Raw genomic sequence first — 13,027 nt, 5'->3', positions numbered from 1 at the left:
TTCCTCAGTACATGTTCGGAAGAATAAGAATGGGCATGGCGATATTTCTGTTTCGGGTCATATCCCATGAACCGGAATAGCGGTCCGCAAACACTTTGTTGTAGGCCGACCTGACGCTACCGCCTGACATGACCACGCCTTTAGTTCTGATATTTCCCCATCCACCAATCATTCGTACCTGAACGCCGGTATAGACTATCTGGCAGAACCCGCCGCCTATATCCTGGAATGCGTCGGTTATCTGAATTTGTCGGTCATACACAAAAGGGCGTTTCATGGTGGAGAACGTGACCTGGCCTGCGGCGTTGGTCATCGTGATACCGTCGCCGCCGACAGGTGCGGTCTGATTGAATATCATCAGGTCTATCGTCGCCGTTCCGGCCACATCGTCCCGCCCTGTGTAGGAAATATCGCGCACGATGATATTGCCGCCATCAAACCCCACCGACACATTCGGGTTATCCCATTTGCCGAAAGGAATACCGCTCACCGGAAGCGGCGCGCTGCCGTTAACCGTAATGCGCCCGGAATAAGCGCAGGTCATCAGCGCGGCCTGATTGGAGATGGCGGTAAAGTCTGTCGAGTTTGAAATAAACAGCCCTTCGTTATAAGTCGCCGCGGGCAGCAGCTCCATGACGTAGCCCGACCAATCCGGAGTAAGGGCTTTACCGCCGATTGTCTCAGCACCAATGATGACCCCAGCGTCCCCGTTTCGGGTGACCCCTGTCATAATGGCCACGTCAAATTCAGCAAAGGAATAGATGTAAATGGGATTGGTGGGCACCACGATAGCCAGTGAGCCGGGAACAAGTGGTGTATTGACCGGGTACTGCATTGACTGAGATGACCAGCCCGAGAATGATGTACAAAAACTGGGGGCTCGCAGCCCCGCAGTAATTGCCATCACCGGACGTCCATCGTTGTAATTAATAAATATCCCTTCCGGCATTATTACCCCCTCCACGTTCCAATCTGAACACTCCCACCATTTGTCAGATTAACGAGAAGTCCATAACCATCGATTACGACTTTGTTATTTATCCCGTTAAAAGAGAAGTTCCCGCTGTCGGCATAGAGTTTCCCATGCAATTCAGCGTTTCCATTTTTATCAATACGCCAGCCAGTTGCGCCTGCAACGAAGTTATTCGACTGGATAAAATTACCAATTTTGGCATTGGTAATGCTGCCATCCTGAATAAACGCATCGCTGATAAACACCTGACCATTCACCACCGCAAAAGGTGAATATTGCGTATCACCGCTGCCACTCATCAGGACGAACTGATTGGCGTTAAATCCGACACGAGTGACTACTGGCTTGCCCGCCTCCGCCAGCACCGCAATTGATATACCGGCACTGTAAAAAATACCGTTGATGCGCACGCCGGCTTTCAGGGTATGAATGGCCGTAGCACTTGTAGCGTCAACGGTGGCTGTGAGCTTATCCTCAAGCGAGGCGGTTACATCTTTAATCTGCGCCTGGACCTGAGTGGACATTTCAGCCATCGCTTTATCAACATCTGCAATGGTCGTTTTAACCACCAGAATATCCGCGCGCACTTCGCCGTACTGCGCCCACTGGTGTTCCACCGTTCCATGGTTGGCCAGCGCATTCTGCAACGCGGCTTCCAGGTTGGTATCAATGTCGCCTGTTAGGCGGTCACCGTCTGCAGAAGTCAGAAAATCATCGGCAATATCGCCCAGGTAGTCGTCAGCATTCGCGTTGGATTCACCACGAACCCAGTCGGTCCAGTCACTCTGGTTGCCGATACGGTCGACCAGACGAGCCCGGTACCAGAACTCCTGACCAGCCTTCAAACCCAGCTGGGTGTAAGTGTGTTGCGGGTAAGGAACTCCAGAAAGCAACAGAGGATTATCCCCGCTACCATTAACTGAATACTGCAGTTCGGTCTGGAGAGTGTCTCCGGTATCTGCCGGGAAAGACCAGTCAATCTGAATACCCCAGTTAATTGCTGTGGTACGCAGACCGATAGGTTTTGGAACATCCCCAGTACGTCCTGTGAGATGAGTCAGAACAGAAGAGGCCCATAGACTGGAAGCACCAGCAGAATTAATGGCACGGACTCGCACAAGATAATCACCAGAGAAAATCCCGGCGACCTCTATATTGCGCAGACCTGTTTCGGGGATATTGATCCACTCATTATCACCGCGTTTCCACTGTGCCTGATACGCGACGATATCAGCCTGAGGTTTCCCGTTTTTATCTACTGGCGCATCCCAACTCGCAACCATAGTGGCGATACGCTGCCCCTGGCGGACCGAATCGTAGCTGCTAATTGCGATGTTCGACGGTTGCCCTACCAGGCCTGTCGGTATCAGACTGATCGGTGGCGTATCCAGTCGAGCATTGTTATCAACGGCATCATATTTCGCCCCGTTGTACTCTGCACCGGTGATACTGTAGGTGTTCTCTTCATCGTTAAATGTCAGATTGGTTACACGGAAATAATGGAGGCGCAACTGACCTGCATCGATAACAAAAATGGCATTAGGTAGTGGCTCAGCGGTAAAGGCAGTTGCCAGTATCAGTTGCTGGCCGTTAACCGCCTGAATGGTTCTGCTCTCAACGGTACCGCCCTGGGTACGAATCATCAGCGTATCACCCGCCACCGCACTCGTGCCGCGATCGGTAGTTACTGACCTCAACCCTGCATCGTAATCAGTAATACGTCCACCATAGACACGCCCAGACAGCCGCTCATCTGCAAACGCAAATACGGTCCCCGGCACATAAGCGAAGCCATCAAGTCCCGTCTGGACAGTGATAATACGGTCCAGAGAATTGGAGTACACTGCCCAACCACCCCGGCGCTGAGCTTCGCTTTCACGTGTGCAGCCAATCGCGGTTAGCTGAGTCTGCTTAAACTTGAACTGCTTAACCAGATCGGGAAACATCACTGCAGTAGTGCGATCCTGATAGTGGTTATCCGGGTCACTAAAGTTAATCAGCGCTGAGCTATAGCGGTTCTTTTCACTGCCGCTGGAATAGGTTGGTTTCCCGACCACAGAGGCACGGGTGAGGATCTGAAGTTTTGACGTATCCGCAGGCATATCAGAGACAACATTGAACATGTTGTTGCCCCAGAACGTCATGCCGTTAAAACCTGCCGCAATATCCTTAATCACCTGCCAGGCATCAGCCTGAGCCTGGATATATACGTCAAACATAAAGCGAGGCTCGGTACCGCTGCCACCCTTACCATCCGGCACCTTCTGGTCGCAGCGCTGGGCAATACGGTACAACTCCCATTTATCGAGCATCGCTGGCGTAACCCTGCGACCCAGCCCGAAGCGCGGCTCAGTAAGAATATCGAACCAAATCCATGCAGGATTATTCGTCCATCCCCATTTGAATGTACCGTCCCAGGTGCCGCTGTACGTTCGCGCAACGGGATCGTAGTTTTGTGGGATGCGGATTACCCGGCCTTTCGGCTTACAGGATATCTTCGGGATATTGCTGAACGATTTAGCGTTAAACGAGACATACAGCAGTGCGGTATGTGGATAACGCAGGCGGGCATCAATGACCTCAGTGATAGCCTGTACCTGGGTTTTGTTCTGCAACATCTGACTGGTGCTGTCAGCAGTATCCCGGACAACTCGAATCTGCCAGCCAGTGCTAGCTTTGGGAAGATTAATTCGGTGGGTTAGTTCATAGAGAGAGCTGAGCTTCTCCGTAACCGTTTTGGTCATTACGGTGCTGTACGCGCCGCCATCAACGGCAAGGTCGATATGGTACTGAACCGTAGAACCGACAATATCCCCATCGTTTTCTTGCTGTTGAAGGCCTGGAATGCCAACGCGTACCAATACGGCATCGATCTGGGTATTGCTGATAGCTCGAGTCCATGGCGTGGCCTTTGTCAGCGATACGCCAACCGTAGTTTCATTCTCGACAGCAGGGAATCCCGGTATTGGTGTCTGGGTCTGTGTGCCAGGCCGGAAATCCCATGACACATTTTCAAAGTTCATCGTTCCGTCGGGGTTTCCCAACGGCGTACCGTCAAGGAATATACGGGTCGCATCCAGGCCACCAGCAAACTCACCTTCTCCGAGCGCCAGCAGCATGCGGCAGCGCGCCATAGACTGCGCACTATCCGGCTGCTCTACAGGCGTGTGTTGCTTCTGACTGCCACCTTTTGCACCAGTAATCGCTTCCATATTACATCCATAAAAAAAGCACCCTATTGGGTGCTTGATATTCAGAAGGGAGTTTTCAGATATCTTCAGCGACTATGCCGGCACTAATAATTGCACCGCCGATCTCCCGCTCCCCATAGAGTACGGCTACCGGGTTGCCCATTGCCAAGGTGTTTACTGAGCCACCGAAGGCATATGAGGGTTTATTGTCAGGATTGTCTCGCCCCTGTAGTCCTTTGGGCTGGGGCGAAAGCATCTGGTAAATCCCACCAGCCATCATTCCGATACCAGCGGAGACCATACCCGCGCCAATGACACCTGCTGAACCGAACGTCATGCCCGTGACGACGATGCCCGCCACAACCATGACAGCACCCAATATTGTCTGGAACAAACCCGCTTTTTTTGCCCCTTCCATCACGGGTGCTATGCGAATATCGGTGCTTCCGGCTAGGTTCTTAAAATCATCCGCGCCAATGTTGCGCCTGCCGCGAAACACCGCGAACGTCATACCATTCTTTTTGGCGTTCAAAAGATAGCTTTCCAGCCCGTCCAGGTTAATGCAAAGCGCCTTCACCGCCTCAGCTGATGTCTGTACCGCCAGCCTGTGAACACGGCCAAACCGGGCTCCCAGTACACCGTACAATCGAATCGTGGTTAAACGCGCCATGGCTGAATCTCCTGCGGTAGTTCTTTGTGACGGACGCAGATCATAGTTCTGTCTTTGAAATAACCGCGCGCATACGGCGTGATGCAGGATGGCTGCCCGTACAGATGGTGAAGCAGCTCACCTTCCTCGGTAATGATCCCCGCGTGGTTCCACTTACTGGATTCAACCTGCATGATGACCATACAGCCTGGCGACGAGTCGCATTCGACAAACCCTTCCCGCTCCCAGTTATCGAAATACAGGTTGTCCGGGTACTGGCTTTCCCACCATGGGTAATCGACGCGGAAATCGTTAAGCATCACGCCTTGGGTGGCATGCCAATCCATTACCAGTCCCCAGCAGTCATTTGAGCCCAGGATAAACGGACGCCCGATAAGGGGTACCGCCTCCGGCATTATCTCAGCGTATTCGTCGCTATCCGGCGCGTAAATACCCCAGACCACGCCGGAGTTATTACACTGCTGGCGATCGAGGTCTGACGGTATAGGCCGTGCGCCGTCGCCCGTGTGGGAATGGATGACACGAATAATAGTCCCGGCATCCTCAGCGTTCGCCCAGTGCTCGCCGTCAATGCGGAAATGCTCAGTAGGGTTTTCGTGGCTGTTCGGTACCGGAATGTATCGCTGACGCCGTCCTGTCTGGATGACGAAGCCGCAGCACTCGCGTGGCGATTCCTCCAGAGCATGCACCCGGATAGCGTTCATTATCGTTTTGTTCATATTGAAGTCCGGTTATCGGGAGAAGAGAACAGTTGCCGGGAATCCACCAAAATCGAGTGTGGCAGTATTGGGTTCAGCCAGGCCCGCACCAAATCGCTTACGGCAATCGCTCAGGCAACCACCGCACACGTCCAGCGCAGGGTCAGCGACCGCATTCCCCTTCGCATCAAAATATGCTGTTCCATTGTAGGTGCAGCCGTCACCGCTTCGGTACTGGCCGCGCAGCGCCCACTCGCACAGCGATGTAATTTGACGGGTGGGAATAACCAGGTTCTGCAAATCCGCTGGGCTACTCAACGACCACGTAACCACCTCATCATCTTCTGAGGTTTTGGTATCCAGCCAGAAGGTCTGGAGGGTGAACATCGTCGAATCTGCCGTCGGGTTCACGCCGCCTGGGAAGTTAACCGCGTCCAGATAAACGGCGTAGGTGTCGATGATGCTTACCTTCGCGTTAACCATGTCCTTGAACTGTAGGCAGAGCGCAGTGATATGCCCGTCAAGGTTCGATACGCTCAGCTTCGGCTCAGCGGCCTGGTCGGTCGAGAGAGCGAGGTCAGAAATCTGGAATGGCCAGAAGTCGAAGGTCTTTCCATCCCAGATAATTGGCTTTGGTCCAAGCTTAGTTTCATCACCGTTCGCCGCATCAATCTCGGCGGGAGAATGAGAAAATGGTGAATAATGGAAGCGATGAATACCGCCACTGAACTCTGAAGCATCCACTTCAACAAGGCGGACTCTGCCACCTGGCGCCAGCATTGCAGCTGTATCAATTAGTGCTGTCATGCTCCACCTCAGGCATAGACGCCATAGGCGCGCTTAATCGTGAATGTCAGCTCAGCGAATTTGCTGCTAATCTGGTTTTTGCGCACGGAGTCGGCGACAACGCGGTACAGGCCCATCTCCTCGCCAGGCGGCGTGATGACAAATGCTCTAACGGTATGCGCCAACAGGAAGTCGCGAACAGTATTCACTTCAGAGTCAGCGCCCACATGCTTCATCGGTACCTGAATAGCCGTGGAGTTGATGCCATTCTCAGCTACCTGCTCATAGCCATCGCCAAACTGCGCTGCGCGCACCGTTTGACTATATTCAATCGCGCCAGCACCGAGTTGCGAGTGCCATCTGTATGTTTCAACTGCCATATTTACTCCATAAAAAAACCCGCCGAAGCGGGTGTGACAAATATCGGAAAGCAAAAACCCGCCAGGTGGCGGGTTTGGTTATTTGTAGAAATATTAGCAGTGTTTCTTCCAAAACCTTCTGATTTTAGGTTCCACTTCGTCTGATATGTCGAAGCCGTTTAGTATCCGAGTGAAAGTCTCATCTTCTATATCAGATGGCTGAGGTTTTATACTTCCCTCATGGACTTTTTTATCAATGCTACCGACCTTCCAAATGACAGCTCTTTCATAAACCACATAGCTATCATGGCGCACGAACGGATGATCACCTGCTTTTAGAATGCAGGTTGGATCATAGGGAACACCTACCTTCACGCTCGATATATTGACAGCAAGAACGCAGTCACAACCATCTATAGGATAATGCACAGGGTCATTACATATGACATGCAGATGATCTACGCTGCCGCTGAGAGCTAAAACTGTACCTTTCCTATATGGTTGATATTTAGTCATCTTAACTGAGCACTAAATTCCATTAGCTCTTCTGATTCGCTCATATGCTGAATGATGTTATTGGCCTCTTCCTCTGTTTTGCCTTCAAACATCAAGATTAGCTTTCTGTCGATTGGCTTATTAGAATTGCCTACATCTTCCCACTCAGGACAGAACTCTTTTAGATGGGTCATATCCCTGAGCTCAAAGCGATTCATATGCCCAAACTTGGCGTAAACACCATCGAGAATTCTTAGGTCGGATCGGCTTAAACTGTCGAGAACCTCATCCACATCAACCTTTCTTGGGTCATGGCGAAGAACCAAGTCAGTCCCTTCCGTTTTCAACAGCCTAAACCAGTACTTTCCGCCCTTTTTATGTTTGTTGCGAATCAAATCCAGAGTGTTTGACATCACTGGACCATGTTTCATTGAAAAAAGGTTATCCTCACCCATCATCCTGCCCCTCTCAATGAGAGAACTGCGATTTGAAAGGTAAAGTAATTTCATTAGCTTCAGATATGCCATGCGCCCGCCACGTTTTAGTAGCAGGTAAGCAGCCATCTGAGCTACTTTTTCTTCGCAAAACATAGTTGAACCTCTAAATCAATAATGAAAGTACATCTCTACAACGATTTTATAGCCAGCTATAACTTTTAAGCAATCTTCATTTCGTCAAGATAGCTCCACGTTCGACGATGATCGCGATGACCATTTTGCAAGTTAGCGTCATGTTTGCCGAAATTACCTCTAAGGTAATTGCAGAATCACAACAGGATCGTGCAAAGTTGCAATACGTTCCAATGCGTTTCAATCTGTACCAATGCGCACAAATAGCACTTTTTGCACAAGAACATGGCCTACTTACAATGAATTCCCCAAAAGATTGCTGTAGTATTTCGCGCCCTCTGAATTAGGTGCTCAGATTTTGACCATACACCGCACCCCGGCAACAACAAAAAGCCCCGCGGATGCGAGGCTGGTTGTTAGGTATTGGTGACTATTGGTTCGGCAGTGTTTTGACGTCTGTATTTCCGCTCGGATCTGCAAATAAACGGACGGCTTTTGTCGTGTTCGCAGTGAGCATAAAGTCCCTTCCAGCAGGTATCTTGTCAGCGATGCACATCTTTCCCTCCCCCATTAAAGCAACATTCCATTCTCCCGGCTTGAGGTAGAATTCGGCCTTCTCACCTGGATCCAAAATAGCTGCCTTCTCTTGGTTGAGGTACACGCCTACGAAACAACCGCTTCCAAGAAATCCTTTATCGCGCACCACAATTAGCTTCGCCTGTTCCCCCACACCTGGAGACTGGAATTTGAGCAATCGTTCTTTGGGTGCTTGTTTCGCCTGGCTTGGTAAAACGGCTTCAGTAGCACAACCGGCCAAACACAACGCAACAACGCTAATGAAGAGTAATTTCATTATCATCCCCTGACTTTTATGGTTTTCGTCATATTAACCAAGGGGTAACTTAAACACTACCATTTCGCTGAATGCCAGATATGGAAACTTTCTGATTGATGATAACCATCTCAATTGCAGGTTCGTTCAAAAGAGCATATCCATAACCAGATTACTCTGAAGGTGTTGGGCCGCAGCGGCTGGCATAAGAGTTTCCGTCGAGATCTATCCACGATTCATCTCTTCCATCGGGATAAATAGCTTTTTCTCCAACTTCATAACTAACGCCTTTCGAAAACATCCCTTTCGAGGTCATCTTTAGATGAACATAAAAAGGATGATATCCAACATACGCACCAAACCTATTTTTGCCAGCGACTCTGCCACATACGAAACCACTGACAACATCCCCGGACTCCTGGTTCTTGTCCATGTTGAACCTAACCATTTTGAACTTGGCGCTATCCGGGTCCATCAACCCATTTGCAATTTCTTGCTGCCCAAGTTGAAGTGCTTTTTCCTCTGAAGGTTTACACGCAGCAAGTGCGATGCAGGCTAAGCTTAAGCAAATAATTTTTTTCACAACCATCCCCTGACTATCATATTTTTTCTAATAATAACCAGGGGATATGAGAATGTAACGCGATGAGCTGGTATTACTTTTTCACAAACTTCCCACCGATCGCCCCATCATCCCTGATGGCTCGGATGATGCCTTCCTGTACGTATTGCTTCATCCTCTCCGCTAACGCCCGGGCTGCCGCATCTCCCCCCCCGCTAGTATTTGTTGTCGCGTTACCTTTGTTATCGACATAGATATCCACGTTGATTTGATGCCCAGAACCACCAGCACCATCCGCCCTCACACCGAGACGCCCCGCAGAATCACGAGTTAGCGGCATGATTGCTTCAGCTCCAGCCTCTGCGAAGACTCCGCCTTTCGCAAACTTAGATGTGCCCTGGAAGGTGAAATACTGAGGAGTATCGTAAACACCGTTCACATACTTACCAAGGCCAGGAGAGTCATAGACGCCACCTTTAGCATTGAAGGTTATGCCAGCAGCGGCGTTTGAATATGATCCACCTGGAGTGCTGCCACCGCCAATGCCACCGCTTATCCAGCCCATTGCGGCCTGTACTGCATAGGCAACCAGTAACCGGTTGGTCACCTCGGCGATCATCTTTAACATGGATTTGGTGAATTCTTTGAGGCTGGCAGTTCCAGTTGTGACCAAACTGGTCAGCATGTCGGAAAGGCCACTGAAGGTGGATCCAGCCACGTTACGCATTGCTTCGAATGTGTTAGTTGCAGAATCCGCATAATCAGCCCATCCGCGCTTTGCTCCAGCCTGCCAGTTACTGCGAAGTTCGTCTTCCTTCCGGTATGTCTCTTCCTGCTGAGCCAAAACTTTTTTTTGCGCGTCAGGATTGAAGGCATAGGTCTCAGACAAACGCTGACGTGTTTCCGCCCGCTCAGCCTCCCTGGTTGACGTCCCTGCAGCTGCCGCATCAATTTCTGCTTGCTTAGCTGCCTGCTGCTGAGCAAATTTGGTCGCCTGATCGGCAAGAGAATTCAGTTTCTGCTGCCTTGCAATCTGATCGCCCAATGCGGCATTAATATCAGCCTGCGCGAGAAGTTTATCCTTATTGGCGAGCAGTGACTTCTCATCAATGGTAAGCGCACGGCCTTTTGGATCATTTGCCGTTGCCTCGAGAATACTGATTTTGGATATCAGTTCCCATTGCTGCTTACGTTGCTGACTGATTACATCGTTAATATCACGATGTTCTTGAAGCGTTTTTAGCTGCGCTTGTAGAGCTAAAGTCTCAGCATTGTAAGTGTCGGTTGAGCGCTCACCTGCAGACACCTTAACGGCTGGGGTTTTGGGCGTTTTATTTGGGTGAAACTGCTTGTTTATCGCGTCAACTGCCTGTTGGCGTTGTTGATCACTCCATTTATCAGGAGCAAGTGCGACATTTTTCCACAATTCTGAAAGGGCTTTACTGCGTTTCTCTTGCCAGGTGGCAGATTGCTCGAGGATGCGGTTTCTATAAATAAGCGCATCGGTGCGCTTATTATCAACCTCTATACCTTTTTGAACAGAAACATTGATATCTTCCTGAAGCTGTGCGGCTTGCTGAAGTGGCCCTATCTGTGCCTTCAAAGCGCTTATCGCAGATAATTGTGCTTTCCTACGAGCGTCATACTCCTGATCATTACTGCTCGTATCATAGCTGTACCCATAGCCTTGGCGCTGCCTTTCTGGAAGCAGTGCCTTTTCTCGCTCAGCCAGCTCTGCCTGCATTTTTCGAAGCATATCATTTGGAGCGTCAGGGCGACCGATATTCAGAAGCTCGTCCCACATCCCCTTGAGAGCTTTACTGACGCCGCCAGCAGCCCTCTCGATTAACCCCATATTGTCGAGGATTTGCTGACTTCGCTTCTGCTCAGCCTGGCTGTAGGCTTTGGCTGCCGCTTCCGCTGCGTCCTCTTTTTCACCGCGACGCTCTAGTGACGATATGTAGTCGTATTGCGAAGATGTCAGAAAGTGAAGGGTCGAATTAAGATTTTCTGCTGCCTTGGTTGGGCTGGCATATAGTTTTTGGAAGTTCTTAATAGTGGTATCTACAGACTGGCCAGTGGCCTCCTGCATAGCCAACGCCGCTCTGGTGACTGTTTCGAGCTGTTCGGTTTTAAACGTACCGGCCCCAACCACCTCAGCGAGCGTACGGGCAGTTGCGGCAACTTTACCGCTTGAACCACCAATTTTTTGGGCCAGGTCTGTCAGTTGGCTCGCCGATTTAGCAGAATAATTTCCGGTTAATATGAGCTGCTTATTAAATTCCCCGGCTTCTTGGCTGCCTTTGTACCAAGCTACAGCTATTGCCCCAAGGCCAACCACTAAGCCGCCAATCCCTACTGTCACCGGATTAATGAAACCAATCAGGGTGCGTAAATAATCGCCTACACCAGTCAGGGCGCCCTTGACTCCACCGAACTGGTCTTTAATTTGCCCGCCCTGTTGCAGCAGAATCAGGAACGGCGACTGACCGCCAGCCAACTGCGTGGCGATATCGGTGAATTGCGCCGGAAGCGTGCGCATTGCTGCGCTGTACTGACCAACGGAGATTCCAGCGCGCCGGGCAGCAGCTTCCTGCCGGGATAGCGCTTCTGGTAGTACGTCTGCGACACCAGAGAGGTGCTCACGCGTCTGGTTAAGGATTGTGTTGAAGTGCTCGAACTGAGCGCCGTTAATGTGCCCTGCTTCGAAATGGGCCACCAGCTGTGCGTGCTGTTCATCCAACGAATTGAACGCGCGGATAGTCGGGTCGATGGATCCAAGAAGGTTCTTTAACGCTGCGGACTGCTTCTCTGCCGCCTGGGTAGCGGCTAATTCGGCCTGAGCACGCGCCGCGGCTTCTCCGGTGTCGGTCAGCTTGAGGCGGGTGTCATCCAGGATTTTGTTGTAAGCCTGAAAGGTATCGGTATCCAGGAAACCTTTGGCCTGGAATTTCCGCAGCGATTCTTGCTGCTCATCCAGGCGGTTTAAGGCCTTGGTAACTGGGTCGATATTCTCCAGCAGCCCTTTGAGCGCGTTCTGCTGCTCCTTGAGCCCTTCACTGCCTTGCTTCGCAGATTCAGCGCCAGCGCGAAACACGCTATTCAGATCATCTGCTTTATCTACAGCACCGGCCGCCGCCTGGCCGAGTTTATCCAGTTCGTTGCTGGCTGTTTTCAGGTCTGAAACATCGGCCCGCAAAGTAATCGAGGCGATCTGATCTGTCATTATTTCGTCTCCTTATGCATTACCTTGAGAGCCTCGCTTTCCATAATTTGAAGGTCAGCCATGCAGGCCGCCGCATCCTCAACCCCGTGTAACTCGAACATCCAGGGGAGAACGTTGTAATCAAGGCCGGTCGCCCCGCTCGCGCCGACTCGCCACTGGGTCGCCAGGGAAGAGAAGATGGTGAAGGACCTCCACACTGAGGGCAGTATCCCCACCTCTTCCTCCACGTCCTCAGGCGTTAAACCAAAAGCGCTCAGCTCCGCGAGCGTCGGTCCCGGCGTATACATCGCTGCGGCGACCTGCCTCAGTTTTTTTCGCGGATGCCCATAAGTTCTTTGGTATAAGCCAAGCCAATACTGTCGAACGCACGCGGGTAGTTCTTAAGCAGGACGATCACGTTATCGCGGTTGAATTCATCCGGCAGCGCCCAGCTATCAACGATTTCCATCAGGTAATCGGCCTGCGGCTCAATAGCAGCTTTCTTGCTTGCTGCATCCTTTTGCAGTTTCTCATCCAGGGTGCGCAGCTCTTCCAGCGTTTTATGGCGGAAGGTGAAGGTCAGTTTGCCGTCTTCAGCGCCGGCGCGCGGGATGCTGGCGGTTACGGAAAAGGTTGGGTTTGGGATCAGGGAGAATTTGGTCATTTGTTCATCTCGGTAAGGCCCGG

The 13,027-nt window shown here is 51.1% G+C and carries 12 protein-coding genes; all 12 read right to left on the bottom strand.

Going from position 1 to position 13,027, the window contains the following annotated elements; all coding sequences use genetic code 11:
• Window positions 1-4: 4 nt before the first annotated feature.
• Window positions 5-949, bottom strand: a complete 945-nt coding sequence (locus AC534G_RS11970) for a DUF6453 family protein (RefSeq protein WP_496594589.1) — start codon at window positions 947-949, stop codon at window positions 5-7.
• Between the two features lie 2 nt (window positions 950-951).
• Entirely contained in the window at window positions 952-4,185 is a 3,234-nt protein-coding gene (locus AC534G_RS11965; protein ID WP_496594588.1) for a TipJ family phage tail tip protein, read from the bottom strand.
• A 55-nt stretch (window positions 4,186-4,240) separates the two neighbouring features.
• Window positions 4,241-4,834: a tail assembly protein gene (locus AC534G_RS11960; protein ID WP_496594587.1), complete on the bottom strand. Its 594-nt coding sequence runs from the start codon at window positions 4,832-4,834 to the stop codon at window positions 4,241-4,243.
• Window positions 4,822-5,553: a C40 family peptidase gene (locus AC534G_RS11955; RefSeq protein WP_496594586.1), complete on the bottom strand. Its 732-nt coding sequence runs from the start codon at window positions 5,551-5,553 to the stop codon at window positions 4,822-4,824. The genes AC534G_RS11960 and AC534G_RS11955 overlap by 13 nt, the downstream gene beginning before the upstream one ends.
• Before the next feature lie 12 nt (window positions 5,554-5,565).
• Entirely contained in the window at window positions 5,566-6,339 is a 774-nt protein-coding gene (locus AC534G_RS11950) for a phage minor tail protein L (protein ID WP_496594585.1), read from the bottom strand.
• An 8-nt stretch (window positions 6,340-6,347) separates the two neighbouring features.
• Window positions 6,348-6,698: a phage tail protein gene (locus tag AC534G_RS11945; protein WP_127674244.1), complete on the bottom strand. Its 351-nt coding sequence runs from the start codon at window positions 6,696-6,698 to the stop codon at window positions 6,348-6,350.
• 491 nt (window positions 6,699-7,189) lie between these two features.
• Window positions 7,190-7,762 (bottom strand): Panacea domain-containing protein, encoded by a 573-nt coding sequence (locus AC534G_RS11940; RefSeq protein WP_023296497.1) that lies wholly within the window; start codon window positions 7,760-7,762, stop codon window positions 7,190-7,192.
• 409 nt (window positions 7,763-8,171) lie between these two features.
• Complete coding sequence (locus tag AC534G_RS11935) at window positions 8,172-8,594, bottom strand: hypothetical protein (RefSeq protein WP_448160360.1); 423 nt, start codon at window positions 8,592-8,594, stop codon at window positions 8,172-8,174.
• Window positions 8,595-8,745: 151 nt separating this feature from the next.
• Window positions 8,746-9,156: a hypothetical protein gene (locus AC534G_RS11930; RefSeq protein WP_496594584.1), complete on the bottom strand. Its 411-nt coding sequence runs from the start codon at window positions 9,154-9,156 to the stop codon at window positions 8,746-8,748.
• A gap of 73 nt (window positions 9,157-9,229) precedes the next feature.
• Window positions 9,230-12,361, bottom strand: a complete 3,132-nt coding sequence (locus AC534G_RS11925; protein ID WP_496594583.1) for a phage tail tape measure protein — start codon at window positions 12,359-12,361, stop codon at window positions 9,230-9,232.
• Entirely contained in the window at window positions 12,361-12,648 is a 288-nt protein-coding gene (locus AC534G_RS11920) for a DUF1799 domain-containing protein (protein ID WP_016247126.1), read from the bottom strand. Before AC534G_RS11920 ends, AC534G_RS11925 begins: the two co-directional genes overlap by 1 nt.
• Window positions 12,649-12,665: 17 nt before the next feature.
• The gene (locus AC534G_RS11915) at window positions 12,666-13,004 is read right to left on the bottom strand and encodes a phage tail assembly chaperone (protein ID WP_496594582.1); all 339 of its coding nucleotides are present in this window, start codon (window positions 13,002-13,004) and stop codon (window positions 12,666-12,668) included.
• Window positions 13,005-13,027 lie beyond the last annotated feature (23 nt).

The organism is Citrobacter sp. CRE-46 (assembly GCF_059615875.1).
Note: the sequence above shows the minus strand (reverse complement) of the source record. Positions and strands in the feature narration are given on the sequence as shown.

What these genes read in the sequence shown, in the direction of transcription:
- AC534G_RS11935 (WP_448160360.1), bottom strand. Translation starts at nt 8,594, where the DNA reads ATGAAATTACTCTTCATTAGCGTTGTTGCGTTGTGTTTGGCCGGTTGT.
- AC534G_RS11940 (WP_023296497.1), bottom strand. Translation starts at nt 7,762, where the DNA reads ATGTTTTGCGAAGAAAAAGTAGCTCAGATGGCTGCTTACCTGCTACTA.
- AC534G_RS11950 (WP_496594585.1), bottom strand. Translation starts at nt 6,339, where the DNA reads ATGACAGCACTAATTGATACAGCTGCAATGCTGGCGCCAGGTGGCAGA.
- AC534G_RS11915 (WP_496594582.1), bottom strand. Translation starts at nt 13,004, where the DNA reads ATGACCAAATTCTCCCTGATCCCAAACCCAACCTTTTCCGTAACCGCC.
- AC534G_RS11955 (WP_496594586.1), bottom strand. Translation starts at nt 5,553, where the DNA reads ATGAACAAAACGATAATGAACGCTATCCGGGTGCATGCTCTGGAGGAA.
- AC534G_RS11945 (WP_127674244.1), bottom strand. Translation starts at nt 6,698, where the DNA reads ATGGCAGTTGAAACATACAGATGGCACTCGCAACTCGGTGCTGGCGCG.
- AC534G_RS11960 (WP_496594587.1), bottom strand. Translation starts at nt 4,834, where the DNA reads ATGGCGCGTTTAACCACGATTCGATTGTACGGTGTACTGGGAGCCCGG.
- AC534G_RS11920 (WP_016247126.1), bottom strand. Translation starts at nt 12,648, where the DNA reads ATGTATACGCCGGGACCGACGCTCGCGGAGCTGAGCGCTTTTGGTTTA.
- AC534G_RS11925 (WP_496594583.1), bottom strand. Translation starts at nt 12,361, where the DNA reads ATGACAGATCAGATCGCCTCGATTACTTTGCGGGCCGATGTTTCAGAC.
- AC534G_RS11970 (WP_496594589.1), bottom strand. Translation starts at nt 949, where the DNA reads ATGCCGGAAGGGATATTTATTAATTACAACGATGGACGTCCGGTGATG.
- AC534G_RS11965 (WP_496594588.1), bottom strand. Translation starts at nt 4,185, where the DNA reads ATGGAAGCGATTACTGGTGCAAAAGGTGGCAGTCAGAAGCAACACACG.